This window comes from Lysobacter sp. CC-YZS074, from assembly GCF_056739745.1.
Map to the genome: position 1 here is coordinate 2,267,795 of NZ_CP200301.1, position 18,089 is coordinate 2,285,883.

At 71.2% G+C, this 18,089-nt stretch carries 14 protein-coding genes; 11 read left to right on the plus strand and 3 right to left on the minus strand.

Features of this window, described 5'->3' with window-relative positions; all coding sequences use genetic code 11:
- Window positions 1-41: 41 nt before the first annotated feature.
- On the minus strand, window positions 42-578 hold the full coding sequence (locus U8331_RS10245; RefSeq protein ID WP_481130936.1) for a YceD family protein: 537 nt from the start codon (window positions 576-578) through the stop codon (window positions 42-44).
- A 146-nt stretch (window positions 579-724) separates the two neighbouring features.
- Between U8331_RS10245 and U8331_RS10250 the strand changes: the two genes are divergently transcribed.
- Complete coding sequence (locus U8331_RS10250) at window positions 725-1,102, plus strand: hypothetical protein (protein WP_481130937.1); 378 nt, start codon at window positions 725-727, stop codon at window positions 1,100-1,102.
- 4 nt (window positions 1,103-1,106) lie between these two features.
- Window positions 1,107-1,682, plus strand: coding sequence for a Maf family protein (locus U8331_RS10255; protein ID WP_481130938.1), 576 nt, complete (start codon window positions 1,107-1,109; stop codon window positions 1,680-1,682).
- Between the two features lie 21 nt (window positions 1,683-1,703).
- On the opposite strand, the gene U8331_RS10260 is transcribed toward U8331_RS10255, so the two are convergent.
- Complete coding sequence (locus U8331_RS10260; protein ID WP_481130939.1) at window positions 1,704-3,608, minus strand: ArnT family glycosyltransferase; 1,905 nt, start codon at window positions 3,606-3,608, stop codon at window positions 1,704-1,706.
- Window positions 3,609-3,749: 141 nt separating this feature from the next.
- On the opposite strand from U8331_RS10260, the gene U8331_RS10265 reads away from it, so the two are divergent.
- From U8331_RS10265 to U8331_RS10280, 4 genes are all read left to right on the plus strand, one after another.
- Window positions 3,750-4,715, plus strand: coding sequence for an AAA family ATPase (locus tag U8331_RS10265; RefSeq protein WP_481130940.1), 966 nt, complete (start codon window positions 3,750-3,752; stop codon window positions 4,713-4,715).
- A gap of 3 nt (window positions 4,716-4,718) precedes the next feature.
- Window positions 4,719-5,684, plus strand: coding sequence for a DUF58 domain-containing protein (locus U8331_RS10270; protein ID WP_481130941.1), 966 nt, complete (start codon window positions 4,719-4,721; stop codon window positions 5,682-5,684).
- On the plus strand, window positions 5,677-7,647 hold the full coding sequence (locus U8331_RS10275; RefSeq protein ID WP_481130942.1) for a transglutaminase TgpA family protein: 1,971 nt from the start codon (window positions 5,677-5,679) through the stop codon (window positions 7,645-7,647). Before U8331_RS10270 ends, U8331_RS10275 begins: the two co-directional genes overlap by 8 nt.
- A gap of 78 nt (window positions 7,648-7,725) precedes the next feature.
- Window positions 7,726-8,235, plus strand: a complete 510-nt coding sequence (locus U8331_RS10280; RefSeq protein ID WP_481132955.1) for a Slp family lipoprotein — start codon at window positions 7,726-7,728, stop codon at window positions 8,233-8,235.
- A gap of 232 nt (window positions 8,236-8,467) precedes the next feature.
- On the opposite strand, the gene leuS is transcribed toward U8331_RS10280, so the two are convergent.
- Window positions 8,468-11,233, minus strand: coding sequence for a leucine--tRNA ligase (gene leuS / locus U8331_RS10285; RefSeq protein ID WP_481130943.1), 2,766 nt, complete (start codon window positions 11,231-11,233; stop codon window positions 8,468-8,470).
- 180 nt (window positions 11,234-11,413) lie between these two features.
- On the opposite strand from leuS, the gene U8331_RS10290 reads away from it, so the two are divergent.
- The 5 genes from U8331_RS10290 (at window position 11,414) to U8331_RS10310 (ending at window position 18,075) form a co-directional block, all read left to right on the plus strand.
- Complete coding sequence (locus U8331_RS10290; protein ID WP_481130944.1) at window positions 11,414-13,051, plus strand: sensor domain-containing diguanylate cyclase; 1,638 nt, start codon at window positions 11,414-11,416, stop codon at window positions 13,049-13,051.
- Window positions 13,052-13,107: 56 nt separating this feature from the next.
- Entirely contained in the window at window positions 13,108-14,415 is a 1,308-nt protein-coding gene (locus tag U8331_RS10295; RefSeq protein ID WP_481130945.1) for a metal-dependent hydrolase family protein, read from the plus strand.
- 69 nt (window positions 14,416-14,484) lie between these two features.
- On the plus strand, window positions 14,485-15,351 hold the full coding sequence (trxA, locus tag U8331_RS10300) for a thioredoxin (protein WP_481130946.1): 867 nt from the start codon (window positions 14,485-14,487) through the stop codon (window positions 15,349-15,351).
- Window positions 15,352-15,446: 95 nt separating this feature from the next.
- The gene (locus U8331_RS10305; RefSeq protein WP_481130947.1) at window positions 15,447-15,923 is read left to right on the plus strand and encodes a DUF4442 domain-containing protein; all 477 of its coding nucleotides are present in this window, start codon (window positions 15,447-15,449) and stop codon (window positions 15,921-15,923) included.
- A gap of 139 nt (window positions 15,924-16,062) precedes the next feature.
- Complete coding sequence (locus tag U8331_RS10310) at window positions 16,063-18,075, plus strand: serine/threonine-protein kinase (RefSeq protein WP_481130948.1); 2,013 nt, start codon at window positions 16,063-16,065, stop codon at window positions 18,073-18,075.
- Window positions 18,076-18,089: the final 14 nt, after the last annotated feature.

Genomic DNA, 18,089 nt, shown 5'->3' on the forward strand with positions numbered 1-18,089 from the left:
GAAAACCGTGAATTGTTGCTTCGATGCGGTGCCGGCGGGCTCTATTCCGACGACTCCGGTTTGTTTTTCAGGGCCGACAACGCCGCGAACGGGTTGGCGCGCTCCAGTTCGTCCGCCTCCGGGGCCCAGTCGCGCTCCATCGCCTCGGTGCCCGGCTTCACCGGCACCACCGGAACCGACAGGATCAACTCGTCCTCCACCAGCTCGATCGGCTGCAGCATGCCGTCCGGCGGCATCAACAGCGCCTCGTAGCCCGGTGGCAACGCCGCCTCGTCGGCTTCGTCGCGGATCAGGCCCAGCCGCTGCTCGATCGCGACGGGGAGCACGAACCGCTCCAGGGTGCGCTGGCATTGCAGCGGCAACCCGGCACGGACCGTCAACTCCACGTAGGGCACTTGCAGCTCGTCGGTGCCGAAGTCGAGCGAAAAAGCCACCTCGCCGTCGGTATCGACCAGACTGTCACGCAACCGCGCCAGGGTCGCCAAAGGCACCGTGCCCTCGACACCGCGGCGTGCCGCCACCATGCGCCAGGCATCCAGGACTTCGGGCACCGGCACTTTGGGCGCGTCAGCAGACATAAGCCGCGGAATGTTAAGGAGCTCCCCACCCCCTGTCAATCCGACATCCCTGCCGCGGCGCACTGCTGCGAGCGCCGGCCGCCGGGATTTGCCCGCTCCGGGGCCGGGCGGCAGACTGGGCGTTCATCCCGGCCGTATCGCCCAGCGTGAACGCAACTGCAACGACCCTGGCTCTGCTGCTGGCCGCCATCGCGGCCATTCTCCTGTTCACGGCCGTGGGTTCGCGGCGGCGGACCGGCCGCCGGCAACGCGCGGTCCGGCAACTGCTTGACGCCGCCGATGCCTTGGAAGCCCGGCTGCGCACCGCGCGTTCGGAGATCGAGGCGGTGGCCGGGGATCATATCGACGACCCCGTGCACGACGCGATGCGCGAGATGCTGCGGCAACGCCTGTGGCTGCGGGAGCACGGCGCCGACGCCAGCGTGGCCGAACTGGAACAGGTACGCGAGTCGATCGACCAGGCCCGCGCACGGATCGAGCTGCAACTCGGCCGGATCGAGCGCGCCCGCGCGCCGGTGGCCTGAGACCATGACCACGTCCCGCCTGATCCTGGCATCGACCTCGGTCTATCGGCGCGAGCTGCTTTCGCGGCTGGCAGTGCAATTCGAAACCGCGCGACCGGAGGTGGACGAGACTCCCCGCCCCGGCGAGTCCCCCACCGAGCTCGCGCAGCGCCTCGCCGTGGCCAAGGCCGAAGCCGTGGCTGCCCGCGAGCAGGCGTGGGTGATCGGTTCCGACCAGGTGGCCGAACTGGACGGCCGTCCGCTGGGCAAGCCCGGCGATCGGGCACGGGCGGTGGCGCAACTGCAGGCGATGTCCGGCCGCGCCGTCGCGTTCCGCACCGGCGTGTGCGTGTGCGGCCAAGGCCGGCGCCGGGTCGCCCTCGACACGACCACGGTCCGGTTCCGCCGACTCGGCGCCGACGAGATCGCCCGCTACGTCGATCGCGAACAGCCCTTCGACTGTGCCGGCAGCTTCAAGTCCGAGGGCCTCGGCATCACCCTGTTCGAAGCGATCGAGACGCGCGACCCGACCGCCCTGGTCGGCCTGCCGCTGATCGAAACCTCGAGGCTGCTGCGCGAAGCGGGCTTCACCCTGCCCTGAGCGGCCGGGCGGCCGCGGGCGTCAGCGGATATCCACCGGCTGCTCCGGCCAGGCCTCCACGCTGCCGTCGCTGCCGTGCAGGCGCAGGCCCAGCCAGTGGCGCCCCGGCCCGAACGCGCTTGCGTCGACCGCCGCCTCGAAACCGACGCGGGGGTGGTTGGGGTCATTGGATATCCGCCAGAACCCCGCCACGCCCGGACTGGGCAGGCCGTAGCGCGCCTCGGCCACGACCTTCCCGTCCAGCGTCACCTCGACCCGCTCCACGCCGACACCGTCCTTGAACGCCCATCCCCGCAACTCGAAGCGCGGGGCCACCGAGGCGCCGCTCGCGGGTTCGTCGATCCACGCCATGCCCGGCGCGGTGCACCCGGTCGTGGCAGTCGTGCCGCGGGCGTCCATGCGGAACAGCAGGAAGCGCTGGCTGCCGTGGTCGACGTTGATCACCTGCGGCGGTGGCAGCGGACCGACCATCCGGCACAGGTCGTGGTACCGCCCCAGCAGGTCCTTGTACGGCACGTCGCTCGGACTGGTGACCAGCAGGACCGGCTGCTCGCCCCATTCCTCCACGCCACCGCTCTGCAAGTCCCACAGACGCAACTGCGGTGCACGTCCGTGCTTGTGGTTGAGCGGATGGTCGAGCACGGCGATGCGCGGCTCTCCGAGCGCGAACCCCAGTTCGGCGCCAAGCTTGAAGCTGCCCGCCACGATGCGGGTGTCCTCCGGCATCTGCGCCCGCGCCACGCGCACCACCTCGGCCAGTTCGCCCCATCCGGCGAAGTTGGACGGGTACCACTTCTCCGCCGCCGTGCGGGCACGCAGGTCGGGCACCGAAACCGCCGTGTAGTAGCCGAGCATCGCCACCAGCCCCACGGCCGCGGTGGCCCACGTCGCGATGCGCAGCCAGCGCGGCCACGCCGACAGGATGGCCGGCAGCAGCGGCAACAATGCGAGATAGCCGGGCAGCGGCCAATGGAAACTGACCCGCTCGGTGTCGGCGAAAAACCCCAACCCGAAGAAGCCCAGCACCACCAGGCCACCGAGCAGGCCGAGGTAGCGCGAGGTCGGCAATGCGCTGCGGCTGCCGCGCCAGCCGGCGAGCATCAACGCGCCGAACAGCAGCGGCGTGACCATCAGCGCCTGGATGGCGATGAACCACAGGCCTTCGATGTGGAACGCCCACGGGTGGCGGTCGACCAGCTGGAAGCGCAGGCCGGCATCGGCGTTGTCGAAGTTCCAGGCCACCAGTGGCGTCCAGGCGGCGGCGCCGATCGCGATCGCGGTCCACACCCGGGCATCGCGCAGGATCCGGCGGCCGTCGGGAAGCAGCAGCAGCGCAACGAGGCCGACGCCGATCACCGCGATGAAGCGGTAGTGGCTCAGCGCGCCGATCGACAGCCCCAGCGCCAGTTCAAGCGCGGCCCCGGCGCTGACCCGCCGCAGCAGGCGGGCGCCGGCGTCCACGCACAGCAGCGTCGCCACCGCCATCGCCGCATCCGGCAGCGCCAGCAGGCCGAGGGTGCCGGCCAGCGGCAACAGCAGCGCGAAGCTGCCAGCCTGCCAGCCGTATTCGTCGCCGTACTCGCGCGCGGTGATCCGCATCACCAGCCATGGCACCAGCGCAGCCAGCAACAGGAACGGCAGGCGCAGCCCCAACGTGGTGTCGCCGCCAAGGGTGACGCCCAGCCGCGCCAGCCAGGCGGTCAGCCCCGGCAGGTCGGAATAGGCAGGCGCCAGGTGCTGGCCCTCGAGCCAGTAGAACGCCTCGTCGACGAACAGCGGCAACCGCGCCGCCACCAGCAGCTTGAGCGCCAGCACCACCGCGAACAGCGCCCAGAACACGGCGCGTGCACGACCCGCACCGGGGTGTGGCGCATGCGCGGGCACGTCGGTGGAAAAGGGAGTTTGGGACGGTGGGCTTTGCCGCATCGAACGATCGACCTCGGTAGACTCGGATGGAAACGCCGCCGCACCCGTGGTGCCGCACCCGCAGCGTCGCCACGGGAGTGGACCCGCGGCGGCGACAGGGGTTCAAGGGCGGGTGCGGAATACCTTCGAAGGAGAGCGCGAATGGCGGTATCGGCTTCGGCATCCCACAACTCGGCCAGCATCCTACCCGAGCGCCTGCGCAGCGCCGTTGACCGTGCGCAGACACAGGTCAACGCGCTGGTGCTGGGCAAGCCGCAGGAGGTGCGGCTGGCCTTCGTCGCCCTGCTCTCCGACGGCCACCTGCTGATCGAGGATCTCCCCGGCCTGGGCAAGACCACGCTGGCGCATGCGCTGGCGGCGACGCTCGGGCTGGAATTCCAGCGCGTGCAGTTCACCTCCGACCTGCTGCCGGCCGACGTGGTCGGGGTGTCGGTGTTCGATCCGCAGGCGCGCCGGTTCGAATTCCATCCGGGACCGGTGTTCACCCAGGTGTTGCTGGCCGACGAGATCAATCGCGCGCCGCCGCGCACGCAGAGCGCCCTGCTCGAAGCGATGGCGGAACACCAGGTGACGGTGGACGGCGTGAGCCATGCGCTGCCCGCGCCGTTCTTCGTGATCGCCACCCAGAACCCGGTCGACCTGTCGGGCACCTACCCGCTGCCCGACTCCCAGCTCGACCGCTTCCTGCTGCGGCTGGCGCTGGGCTACCCGGGCGAGGAGGCCGAGCGCGCGCTGCTGGCCGGCGACGACCGGCGCGCGCTGATCGCCCAGGTGCGTCCGCTGCTGACGGTGGACGACGTGATCGGCGCCCGCGAGGCGGTGCGGTCGGTGCACGCCAGCGATGCCCTGATCGCCTACGTGCAGGCGTTGCTGGCGCGCAGCCGCAGGCACCCGGGCGTGCGGGTCGGGCTGTCGCCGCGCGCGGGACTCGCACTGCTCCGCGCCGCACGCGCCTACGCGCTGCTGCTCGGCCGTGGACACGTGCTGCCGGAAGACGTGCAGGCGCTGTTCTGCCCGGTCGCCGCGCACCGGCTGGTCGCCGATGCCGACGCCGGCGGCGAAGCGGCGCTGGCGAAGGCGATCCTGCACGCGGTGCCGGTGGACTGAGCGATGCTGGCGACGCTGCGGCGACGGCTGCATGACTTCGCACTGGCCTGGGCGCGCCCGCGGATGCCCGAGGAGCTGCCGGTGCGTTTCGATCGCCGTCGCGTCTACGTGCTGCCGACCGGGTTCGGCCTGTTTTACGCGGGGCTGCTGCTGGCGATGCTGCTCGGCGCGCTGAACTACAACAACAATCCCGCACTGCTGCTCGGCCTGCTGCTCGCCGGCGCAGGGCTGGCGAGCCTGATCGGCGGCCAGTTGCAGCTGACCGGGTTGGCGGTCGTCGCGATCGAGGCCAAACCGGTGCCCGCCGGTGACGACCTGCTGCTGCGTGTGCACGGCCAGGGCGATGACCGGCGACGCCGCCGCGGACTCGCGGTCGCGCTCGAATCGACTCCGGGCCAGTCCGGATTGCTCAACCTCGAACAGGGCCGCGGCGAGGCCCAGCTGTCGGTGCCGACGCGCGAACGCGGATGGCTGGACCTGCCCCGCCTGAGGGTGTCGACGACGCGGCCGCTCGGCCTCGCCCGCGCTTGGTCCTACGTGTGGCCGCAGGCGCCGCTGCTGGTTTACCCGCAGCCGGAAGCGGACGGCCCGCCCCTGCCGAGCGGCTCCGGCGACCGCGCGCAGGCACGCGTGCATCCCAGTGGTGACGACGTCCACCACCTGCGCGGCTACCGGCGTGGCGATTCGCGGCGGGCGATCGCGTGGAAGTCCTCGGCGCGGCGCGACACCCTGCTGGTGCGCGAGTACGAGCAGCCGCTCGGCGCCGACGTCGTGCTGGACTGGAACGGTCTGGGACGGATGCCATACGAATCCAGGGTGTCGCGGCTGGCGCGCTGGGTGGACGAGGCCGAGCGCGACGGCCGCCGGTATCGCCTGATGCTGCCGGGGCAGCCGCCGATCGGCCCCGACCACGGTCCGGCGCACCGCCACGCTTGCCTGCGCGCGCTCGCCCTGCTGCCGCATGGCTGAGCGCGCCCCATCCGCCGCGCTCGATCCGGGCAGCCGCCGCTGGGTGCTGGCCGCTGCGGCCGCGTGCCTGCTGCCGCTGCTGCTGCAACTGCCCACGTCGCTTGCACTGCTGATCGGCGGCGCGGCGCTGCTGGTCGGGTTCGCCTCGTGGCGGCGACCCATGCACGGCCTGCTGCGCCTGGTCCTGGCCTTGGGGTTGCTCGCCGCGGTCGTGCTGATGTCGGGCTTCAACTTCGGGCGCGACACCGGGTGCGCCGTGCTGGCGGCGATGCTGGCGATCAAGCCCGCCGAAACGTTCAGCCTGCGTGATGCGCGCAGCCTGATCGGCTTTGCGCTGTTCGCCCCGTTCGCCACCTTCCTGCTCGATCAGGGGCCGCTGGCGCTGGTGCTGGGCGTCGCCGGCGCGGTACTGGCGCTGTGCGCGCTGCAGCGCCTGGCCGACCTGGAGTCGGGCGATCCCGCCGTGGTGGGCCCGAAACGGCGCCTGGCCGGCGTCGGCCGCCTGCTGGCCATCGGGTTCCCGCTGGCGCTGGCGGCGTTCTGGCTGTTCCCGCGGCTGGGTTCACCGTTGTGGGGTGTGCCGGAGCGATCGATGGCCCGCCCCGGCCTGTCGGGCGAGATGAGCCCGGGCCAGTGGATCGACCTGATCGCCGACGACACCCCGGCGCTGCGGGTGCACTTTTTCGGCGCGACCCCGCCGACTTCGCAGATGTACTGGCGCGGCCCGGTGCTGTGGAACTTCGACGGACGCACCTGGTCGCAATCGCGCTGGCTGTCCGCGTTGCCGCCGGCACCGGTGCAGCACGCGGACGTGCGCTGGGACTATGAGGTGGCGGTCGAGCCGACCGACCGGCGCCAGTTCGTCGTGCTCGACCTGCCACTCGCCGTGCCCGGGCGCACCCGGCTGACCCATGCCCACGAAATCCTGGCGCCGCGTCCGCTGACGTCGCTGACCCGGTGGCGGATGGAGTCCGCGCCGCCGCTGGCGTACGAAGCCGACTTGCGTCCCGCCCTGCGCCGGATCGCGCTGGCGCTGCCGGACGGGTTCAATCCCCGCACGCTGGCGCTGGCGCGGCAATGGCGAGCGGCGGCCGGCACCGACGATGCCGCGATCGTCCGACGGGCACTGGACTGGATCACCCGCGAGTTCGCCTACACCCTCACCACCCCGCTGCCCGGCCGCCACGCGGTCGACGAGTTCCTGTTCGACCAGCAGGCCGGCTTCTGCGAGCACTACAGCTCGGCGTTCGTGGTGCTGATGCGCGGCGCCGGCATTCCCGCGCGGGTGGTCACCGGCTACGTCGGAGGCTACCGCAATCCGGTGGGCGGCTACTGGCTGGTCCGGCGGTCCGACGCGCACGCCTGGGCCGAGGTGTGGCTGGAGGGGCGCGGCTGGGTGCGGGTCGACCCGACCGCCGCGGTCGCACCCGAGCGCATCTACGACACCATCGACGACCGCCGCCCCGGTGCCGGCGCAGGCGGCCTGTTCGGCGACCTGTTCGACAACACCGGCGGCCTGTTCGACTACACCGACTGGCTGCGCCGCGGCTGGAACGACTTCGTGCTGGGCTTCGACGCCGAACGCCAGCAGCGCATGCTGCGGCCGCTCGGGTTCGAACGGCTGGACGGCGTCACCCTGGGGCTGCTGTTCTCGATGGCGGCGCTGCTGGCGCTGCTGTGGATGGCATGGCTGAGCGGCCGGGGCGAGCGCCAGCGCGATTCCGTGTTGCGCGCCTGGCATGCGCTCGACCGTCGCTATAGCCGGCTGGGATTGGGGCGCGCGCCCGCCGAATCCGCGCTCGACTGGGCTGAACGGGTCAGCCAGGCACGCCCACGGGATGCCGACGCGGTGCGCGGGCTCAGCCAGCGTTTCAGCGATTGGCGCTACGCTGGCGCACACACCGGGACCGCGAATGCGCGACGATCGTTGATCCGCGCCCTTCGCGCCCACCGTCCGCACTGAACGGCTCGCTGACAGGGGCCACAACGGAGCACGCCGATGAAAAGCACGTTGAAGCAGGACCGCCCAGCGAAGGGCCGGATGATCGGGAAGGGGCCGGGCATACCGGCGGCTCGCCTCGGGTTGCTGATACTGGGCGTATCGCTGCTGGCCGCATGCGTCAGCCAGCCCAGGCCGCTGCAGGGCGAGTTCGCCCAGATCACGCCGCTCGAAGCGGCGGACACCGACCGCACGGGCGCCGTGGTCCGCTGGGGCGGGCGCATCGTCGAAGTCGAACCGCAACCCAACCGCACCTGTTTCGAGATGATGTCGACCCGCCTCAACGCCCATGGCCGGCCGTACTGGGCCACCGACGACGTCGGCGGCCGCTTCATCGCCTGCCGCGACGGCTTCTACGACCCGGCGCTGTTCGAGAAGAACCGCGAGGTGACCTTCACCGGACGCATCGACGGCTACGAGAACCAGCGGATCGGCGAGTACGACTACCGCTTCCCGCGCGTCGCCGCCGACGTGGTCTACCTGTGGCCGATGCGCGATCGGGTCGATGTGGTGACCCGGCCGGCGCCGTGGCCGTGGTGGGGCTGGTGGTGATTCGACGATAAAAAACGCCCGGTCGACCGGGCGTTTTTTTTAGGAGCGACGTAAGTCGCGACCCGCCGAACCCGGCCGGAGCGTCAGGATGCGCTGGCGGCGACCCTGCCAAACATGCCTGCCATTACCGTGGCGTTTTTCTCCGACGGCAATGTGGCAGCTGCAAGCACGTTGTTTCCGGCCACGATGTACAGGTCGCGACTTACGTCGCTCCTACAGTGGGAGGCACAGGTCAGCCCGCGACGATATTGACGATCTTGCCGGGCACCACGATCACCTTCCGCACGGTCAGCCCTTCCAGGAACTTCGCCACGTGCGGCTCGGCCAGCGCCAGCCGTTCGGCCTCGGCCCTGTCGATGTTGACCGGCACCTCGATGGTGCCGCGCAGCTTACCGTTGACCTGCACCGCCAGCGTCACCGCGTCGCGCGCCAGCGCCGCCGGGTCGGCGACCGGGAACGCCACGTCCTCGAGCAGCGTTTCCGCATGGCCGAGCGCCTGCCACAACGCGTGGCTGACATGCGGCGTGACCGGGTTGAGCAGCAGCACCATCGTCTCCAGCACCTCGTGCCGGACCGCGCGGCCCTGCTCGCTCATGTCGTCGAACTTCGCGACGTGGTTGAGCAGCTCCATCAACGAGGCGATCGCGGTGTTGAAGGCGTGGCGGCGGCCGTAGTCGTCGCCGACCTTCTGGATGGTCTCGTGCAACTGCCGGCGCAGGGTCTTCTGGGCGGCGTCGAGCGTGGCCACGTCGACCACCGGGTGGTCGGGCTGGGCGACGTGGGTGGTGACCTCGCGCCAGAACCGCCGCAGGAACCGGGCCATGCCGTCGACGCCGGACTCGTGCCACTCCAGCGACTGTTCCGGCGGCGCCGCGAACATCGAGAACAGGCGCACGGTGTCGGCACCGTACCGGCCGATCATCAGCTGCGGGTCGACGCCGTTGTTCTTCGACTTCGACATCTTCTCGGTGCCGCCGATCACCACCGGCCGGCCATCGGCCCTGAGCGTGGCGCCGGTGATGCGGCCGCGCTCGTCGCGCGCGATGTCGACGTCGGCCGGGTTGATCCAGTCCTTCGATCCGTCGCCGTTGTCGCGGTAGAAGGTGTCGGCGATGACCATGCCCTGGGTCAGCAGGTTGGTCGCCGGCTCGTCGCTGGCCACCAGCCCCTGGTCGCGCAGGAGCTTGTGGTAGAAGCGGAAATACAGCAGGTGCAGGATCGCGTGCTCGATGCCGCCGATGTACTGGTCCACCGGCAGCCAGTGGTTGGCCCGCGCGTCGACCTGCTGCTCGGCGCCCGGCGAGGTGTAGCGCGCGTAGTACCAGCTGGACTCCATGAAGGTGTCGAAGGTGTCGGTCTCGCGTTCGGCCGCGCCACCGCAGGTCGGGCAGCTCGTCCTGCGCCATTCCGGGTCCGCCTTGATCGGCGAGCCGGTGCCCATGAACTCGACGTCCTCCGGCAGCACCACCGGCAGTTGCTCCTCCGGCACCGGCACCGCGCCGCAGGCGTCGCAGTAGATCACCGGGATCGGGCAGCCCCAGTAGCGCTGGCGACTCACGCCCCAGTCGCGCAGGCGGTAGTTGACCTTGCGCGCGCCGCGGCCCTCGCCTTCCAGACGTTCCGCCAACGCATCGAACGCCTGCTGGAAGTCCAGGCCGTCGAGCCCGCCGGAGTTCACCAGCCAGCCGCGGTCGGTATACGCGCCGTCGTTCTCGATCGACTGCACGAACTCCTGCACCACCTGCACCGCGGCGCCGGTGTCGTAGGCATCGGTCGGGCGCGATTCGCCGAGGGCGGCGCCCATCGGGTCGGCGTGTTCACCCAGGTCGTTGCGGATCTCGCGCAGTGCGTCACGCACGGCATCGGGGACGATCACGATCTTCACCGGCAGCCGGTAGCGCGTGGCGAACTCCCAGTCGCGCTGGTCGTGGCCGGGCACCGCCATCACCGCGCCGGTGCCGTAGCCCATCAGCACGAAATTGGCGACGTAGACCGGCACTTCCTCGCCGCTGACCGGGTGCACCGCGCGCAGGCCGGTGTCCATGCCGCGCTTTTCCTGCGTCTCCAGCTCGGCCTCGGTGACGCCGCCCTTCTTCAGGTCGGCGATGAAGTCGGCCAGTTCCGGGTTGCCCGCGGCGGCCTGCAGCGCGAGCGGATGCTCGGCGGCGATCGATACGAAGGTCACGCCCAGCAGCGTGTCGGGGCGAGTGGTGTAGACGGTCAGCGGGTCGGTGGCGTTGCCGTTGGCGTCGCGCACGTCGAAGCGGATCTCCAGCCCTTCCGAGCGGCCGATCCAGTTGCGCTGCATGGTCTTGACGGCGTCCGGCCAGCCACCGAGCGTGTCGAGGCCGTCGAGCAGTTCCTGGGCGTAGTCGGTGATCTTCAGGAACCACTGCGGGATCTCGCGCTTCTCCACCAGCGCGCCGGTGCGCCAGCCGCGGCCGTCGATCACCTGCTCGTTGGCCAGCACGGTCTGGTCGACCGGGTCCCAGTTGACCACCGAATTCTTGCGGTAGGCCAGGCCCTGCTTCATCAGCCGTACGAACATGCGCTGCTCGTGCACGTAATACGACGGCTGGCAGGTGGCGAACTCGCGCGACCAGTCGATCGCGTAGCCCATCGCCTGCAGCTGCTGCTTCATGTGGGCGATGTTGGCGTAGGTCCATTTGGCCGGCGCCGTCCTGTGCTTGATCGCGGCGTTCTCGGCCGGCAGCCCGAACGCGTCCCAGCCCATCGGCTGCAGCACGTTGTGGCCGGTCATCCGCTTGTAGCGGCTGATGACGTCACTGATCGTGTAGTTGCGCACGTGGCCCATGTGCAGCGCGCCCGACGGGTACGGCAGCATCGACAGGCAGTAGTACTTCGGTTTGGGCGAGGACTCGTCGACCTCGAACGCTCGGCTGTCGTTCCAGAAGCGCTGCGCGGCGGCCTCCACGGCTTGGGGGTCGAACGCCCGCGGATCGGTCTGGCTGGGGACGCTGGAGGCTTCGGTGGACACGGCGCGGACACTTGTGGAGGGGACCGGCAAGCCTACCGCAGGGCCCATGCCACCGCCACGGAAGGTGACCGCAACCTTGGCGGCGCTTGGCGTGCACCGTTGCTAGACTGGCGCCGCCGTCCGAAGGGGAGCCCGACCATTCCAACCTCACGACTGCGACCGCTGCGTTACCCGGCCCTGATGCTGGCGACGGGCCTGTTGTTGGCGGTCGGGCTGGCGATGGTGACCGGCATCGGGAACCTCAAGCGCAGCGCCGCCTGGGTCGAGCATTCCTACCGGGTCATGGGCCACCTCGACGCCGCGCAGGCCTCGCTGCGCGCCGCCGAGGCCGGCGCGCGCGGATACCGCCGGACCGGACTGGAAGCGCCCTACGCCGACTACCAGCTCGCCGTGCCGCAGGTGTCCGAGCACATCGACGAGTTGGTCGAACTGACCGCCGACAATCCGCAGCAGCAGCGCCGCGCGATCAGCTGGCGCAACGCGGTGCGCAACCGCCTGTCCGAGCTGGAACGCCTGATCGACCGGTCGCGCTTCCCCGGCGAGGAGGTGCTCGCGGCCGACCTGCGCAGCAACGGCACGCGCCGTACGGTCGCGCTGTCCAACGGCATCCGCGAGGTCGAGCGCCGGCTGCTGGCCGAGCGCCGTGCCACCAGTGACCGTCGCACCAGCCTGCTGACCGCCTTCGTGGTGATGGGCATTGTGGTGCCGCTGCTGCTGCTGGCGGCGATGCTGGCCGGCCTGCTGCGGGAGAACCGCCGCTCGCGCCGGCTTGAGCAGGAGGCCCGCACCGCGGTCGCGGAACTGCAGGCGGTGCTGGTGCAGCGCGACCGCCTGTCCGAGCAGCGCCGCGTGGTCGGCCAGTACGCCGGCATGCTGCAGAGCTGCCAGACGCTGGACGAGGCGTTTGCGCTGACCACCACCACCCTGCAGGCACTGCTGCCGCACGTCGGCGGTTGCAGCTACGTGCTGCGCGCCTCGCAGAACCTCGCCGAGGGCGTCGCCGCGTTCGGCACGCCGGCGGTCGCCAGCAACGACCTGCTCGCACCCGACCAGTGCTGGGCACTGCGACGCGGCCAGCCGCACCGCACCGACGACCAGCACGGCCACCTGCGCTGCGCCCACCTCGACCCCGCGCCCTCGCTGGCGGGCGTGTGGACGCTGTGCGTGCCGCTGGTCGCGCAAGGCCACTCGCTCGGCCTGCTGCACGTCAGCGCGCGCGAAGACGACGGCGAGGCCGACAGTGACACCGCGCTGGTGGAGACCATCGCCGAACACCTCAGCCTGACGATGGTCAACCTGGACCTGCGCGAGACCCTGCGCGTGCAGTCCCTGCGCGACCCGCTGACCGGCCTCTACAACCGCCGCTACCTCGAGGAGAACCTCGCCCGCGAGTTCCAGCGTTGCCAGCGCCGCGGCCTGCCGCTGTCGGTGCTGATGATCGACATCGACCACTTCAAGCGCTTCAACGACGAGAACGGCCACGCCGGTGGCGACGCCCTGCTCGCGCGCGTCGGCCAGGTGCTCGAAGGCGTGACCCGCGGCGAAGACATCGCCTGCCGCTACGGCGGCGAGGAGTTCACCGTGGTCCTGCCCGAGGCGGACGCGGAGAATGCGCGCAGGCGCGCCGAGCAGATCCGCGAGGCGATCGGCGGTACCACCGTCGCCCACCTGAGGCGCACGCTGGCACCGGTAACCGCCTCGATCGGCGTGGCCAGCTTCCCGGCCGCCGGCAACACCCCCGCGCAGCTGCTCGAGCTGGCCGACGCCGCGCTGTACCGGGCCAAGGCCGAAGGCCGCAACCGCGTCGTGGTGGCCTGACCGCACCGGCCCTGCGCCGCGGCTATGATCGGGCGTCACCCGACGGGACCGGACGCATGCGCTCACTGCTGTTGTTTGCCTTTCTCGCCCCGTTCGCAGCGCCGCTGGCTGCGCAATCACCGACCACCGCCCTGCACTGCGACCAGCTGTTCGACAGCCGCAGCGGCGAGGTGCTCGGACCGCACACGGTGCTGGTGCGCGATGGCCGGATCACCGCGGTGACGCCGGGCCACGACGCCGTTGCCGGTGCCGACGTGTTCTATTTCCCCCGCCACACCTGCACACCCGGCTGGACCGACCTGCACGTGCACCTGGGCAGCCAGTCCGGCCCGGACAGTTACTCCGAAGGCTTCCGTCTCGACGAGGTCGACTACGCGTTCCGCTCGGTCGGCTACGCCGAGAAGACGCTGCTGTCCGGCTTCACCAGCGTGCGCGACCTTGGCGGCGAGATCGCCCCGCACCTGCGCGACGCGATCAACCAGGGGCTGGTCCCGGGGCCGCGGATCTGGGCGGCGGGCAAGTCGATCGCCACTACCGGCGGCCACGCCGACCCGACCAACGGCTACAACTCCGCGCTGTCGCACCTGCTCGGTCCACCGGGCCCGACCGAGGGCGTGATCAACTCGGTCGACGATGCCCGCCAGGCCGTGCGCCAGCGCTACAAGGAAGGCAGCGACGTCATCAAGATCACCGCCACCGGCGGCGTGCTGTCGTACGCGAAGTCGGGCGACGCGCCGCAGTTCACCGTCGACGAGGTCGCCGCGGTGGTGCAGACGGCGAAGGACTACGGCTACCGCGTCGCCGCCCACGCACACGGCGAGGAAGGCATGCGCCGCGCGGTCGTGGCCGGCGTCACCAGCATCGAGCACGGTACCTACATGAGCGACGAGGTGATGGCGCTGATGAAGGACAAGGGCACCTGGTACATCCCGACCATCCACGCCGGCCGCTTCGTCGCCGACAAGGCGAAGATCGACGGCTACTTCCCCGACGTGGTGCGGCCGAAGGCGGCGCGGATCGGTGCGCTGATCCAGGACACCGCAGCGCGCGCCTACCGGGCCGGCGTGCCGATGGCGTTCGGCACCGACATGGGCGTCGGCCCGCACGGCGACAACGCGCGCGAGTTCGTCTACCTGGTCGAGGCCGGCATCCCCGCCGCGGTAGCGCTGCAGATGGCGACGATCCGCGCGGCCGAGGTGCTGGGTGTCGACGACCTGGGCGTGATCGCGCCCGGCCAGCGCGCCGACATCGTGGCGATGCCGGGCAACCCGCTCGAGGACATCGAGACGGTGCTGGCGGTCGACTTCGTCATGAAGGACGGCGTGGTCTACCGCCAGCCGGGCGACGGCCACGCGTCGCCCTGACCCGGTCATCCCCGGCTTGGAATAACCGCCATCCGGCACCATGTCCGGTCGAGCACTCCAGGAGCCGCCATGACCGCCACCGCCACGCCGCACGTTTTCGACGCCACCACCGGGACCTTCGAGGCCGATGTCCTGCAGAAATCGCTGCAGACGCCGGTGCTGGTCGACTTCTGGGCCGAGTGGTGCGGGCCGTGCAAGCAGCTGGGGCCGGTGCTGGACAAGCTCGCGGCCGAGTACAACGGCGCGTTCGTGCTGGCCAAGGTCGATGTCGACAAGGAGCCGCAGATCGCCGCGGCATTCCAGGTCCGCTCGATTCCGACCGTGTTCCTGCTCAAGGACGGCCAGCCGGTCGACGGCTTCCCCGGCGTGGTGCCGGAGGGCCAGATCCGCGAGCTGCTGCGCCAGCACGGGATCGAACCGGCCGCGCCGGCCGACGACGCCGCCGCGGAGCCGACCGCGCCGCTGGACCCGCAGGCCGAGGTCGCCCGCCTGCGCGGCGAGCTGGCACTGACCCCCGACAACGACGAACTGAAGCTCGACCTCGCCGTCGCCCTGCTGCAGACCGGCGCGACCGCCGAGGCCGAGCCGCTGCTGGACGGCCTGCCCGCCAACCTGGCCACCGACGACCGCGCCCGCCGCGCCCGTGCCAGCCTCGGCTTCGCCGCGCTGCTGAAGGACGCGCCACCGGCCGAGTCGCTGCAGCAGGCGATCGCCGCCGACCCGGCCGACCTGCACGCGCGGCACCTGCTCGGCGCGCACCGACTGACGGCCGGCCGCAACGAGGAGGCGCTCGAACAGTTCCTCGCGATGCTGCAGCACGACCGCGACTTCGCCGAAGGCCTGCCCCGCAAGGCGCTGATCGACGCCTTCCAGGTGATCGACGACGCCGAGCTGGTCGGCCGCTACCGCCGCAAGATGGCGTCCGTGCTGTTCTGACATGGGCGTGGCTCTTGTAGGAGCGGCAGTCGCGCGGCCTTGACTGTACGCAGCCGTATGGCAGGCTGTGCGACCCACGTCGTCCCGCCCCGCCCATGAAAGCCAGCCTGTTCCGCCGCGGCATCAACCTGTGGCCGCCGTTCCTGTTCAGCGGCATCCACGTCACCCTCCTCGGCGACGACTACCGCCACGCCCGGGTCGAGCTGCGCATGCGGCCGTGGAACCGCAACTACGTCGGCACCCACTTCGGCGGCAGCCTGTTCGCGATGACCGATCCGTTCTGGATGCTGCTGGTGCTGCAGTCGATCGGGCGCGACTACATCGTCTGGGACCGCGCCGGCACCATCGACTTCCTCAAGCCCGGCCGCGGCGTCGTGCATGCGCGCTTCGACCTCGACGAGGCGGTGCTCGATGAACTGCGCGCCGGAGCGGCCGGCGGCGACAAAGTGCTGCGCTGGTTCGACACCGACGTGGTCGACAGCGACGGCGAGGTGGTGGCCAGGGTCCGCAAGCAGCTCTACGTGCGCCTGAAAAAAGGCCGCGGCGCGCGCGCCGGTGCCGCCACGGACTAACCGCGCGCGGCGGTTCACGCCCCTTCCCGCCCGTGGCCGCAGTGCTTGCGGGCGCGGATGTGAACAATCGCATTCGAGGATTCACGGGCCCTGCGCCGGGGGGTATGCTCGACCTCCGCGAGAGGGGGCCGCGACCGCGATGTCACACCCGCAAAACACCGACGCCACCGCCGCGCCCTTGCCGGTGATCAAGGGCTATCGGCTGCTGCGCGTGATCAATCACGGCGGCATGTCCACCGTCTACCTGGCCGAACAGGTCGCGCTCGACCGCGAGGTGGCGATCAAGGTCATGGCCACCCAGGCCCTGTCCGACGAGGTCAGCCGCCGCCGCTTCGAGAACGAGGTGCGTACGATCGCCCGGCTCGAGCACGCCCACGTCGTGCGCATCCACGAACTCGGCCGCACCGCCGAGGGCCTGCCCTACTACGCGATGCCGTACATGGCGCGCGGCCACCTCGGCCAGCGCAGCTTCCAGCTCGAGGGCGGCGGCGTCGACGAGCCCCGCGTCATCGAAACCCTGCGCGCGCTGCTGTCGGCGCTGAAGTACGCGCACGACCACGGCGTTGTGCACCGCGACGTCAAGGCCGAGAACGTGCTGTTCGACGACACCGAGCGGCCGCTGCTGGCCGACTTCGGTATCGCCCTGCGGCGCGGCTTCGGACCGCGCGTCACCGCCGCCGGGCTTGCCGTGGGCAGCACCGCCTACATGGCCCCCGAACAGGCCCGTGGCGAGGACGTCGACGGTCGCGCCGACCTCTACAGCCTCGGCGTGCTGGCCTGGGAAATGCTCGCCGGCCACCTGCCCTACCAGGCCGGCGACGCGCTTTCGATGGCGGTCATGCATGCGCAGGATCCGATTCCCAGGCTGCCGCCGCACCTGCGCCACTGGCAGCGTTTCATGAACCGCGCGCTGGCCAAGCAGACCGGCGACCGGTTCCAGAACGTCGCCGAGATGTCGGAGATGCTCACCCTGGTCGAGCGCCGGCGCAGCTGGCCGCGCCTGACGATGTGGCGCGAGCGCGCCGCCCGCCAGCTGCGGCTGGTGCCGCGACCGGTCTGGGCCGGGCTGGCGGTAATCGCAGTAGTCGGGCTGGCATCGCTGCTGCTCTCGCGCGGCGGCGAGGACGGATTCCTCCGGGCCGGGGTGCCCGCCGCCGAAGAGGCCCATTCGGCCGATCCGATCGCCTCGATGATGCGCCCGCTGCCCGAGGCGCCGGTCCAGGACGCGCTCGAGGACGCACGCCGGCAACTGGCCGCACGCGACCTCACCGCGCCCGAGGACGCCAACGCGTACGCGAGCGTGGTCCGCGCCTGGCAGACCGACCCCGACAACGCCGAGGTGCAACGGGTCGCCGGCGAGCTCGCCGCGGCCCTCGGCGCCGAGATGATCGCCAACGTCGACCGGCAGCGCGACGAGCGCGCCAGGGAGTACCTCGGCTGGTTGCGCAAGCTGGAGGAGGAAACCGGCGGTGCGATCGCTGCCCTCTCGCCGCCGCTGCTGGAAGACCTCGACCAGGCACTGCAAGGCCGCATGGACACGGCCGCGGCCGGATTCGACCGCGACCGGGCCGCCGCCGTGGTGACGCTGGCCCAGGCACTCGGCTCGCCCGCGCCGGCCACCCAGCGGCTGCAGGCCCGCGCAGAGGCGATCCCGCGACGCGGGCAGACCCTGCCCAACGACCCCTCGGGCGCCGTGCTCGGCACCGGTGGCGTGGCGATCAGCCGCAAGCCGGTCAGCCGCGACGAATACCAGCAGTTCGCCACCGCCACCGGGCGCCCCGCCGCCCGCTGCCGCGAACGCGCATCGCTGTTGCGCGTGCTCGCGCCGCGTGACTGGCGCGACCCCGGCTTCGGCCAGGGCGACAACGAACCGGTGGTCTGCGTGTCCTCCGTCGACGCCCAGGCGTATGCCGAGTGGTACAGCCGCCAGACCGGGCACGAATACCGCCTGCCCGGCACCGCCGAATCACGCCAGATGGCGCCGGAGATCAGCGGCCGCGACATTTCCCTGTGGCTGCGTGATTGCGGCGCCACCTGCACCGAACGCAAGGCGCTCGGCACCTCCTGGCGCAACGAGGAGGGCGGCGCCCGGGCGCTGGACGCCGAACGCGGCTACGACGACGTGGGCTTCCGGCTGGTGCGCGAACTCTAGGCACCGGCGGCGCG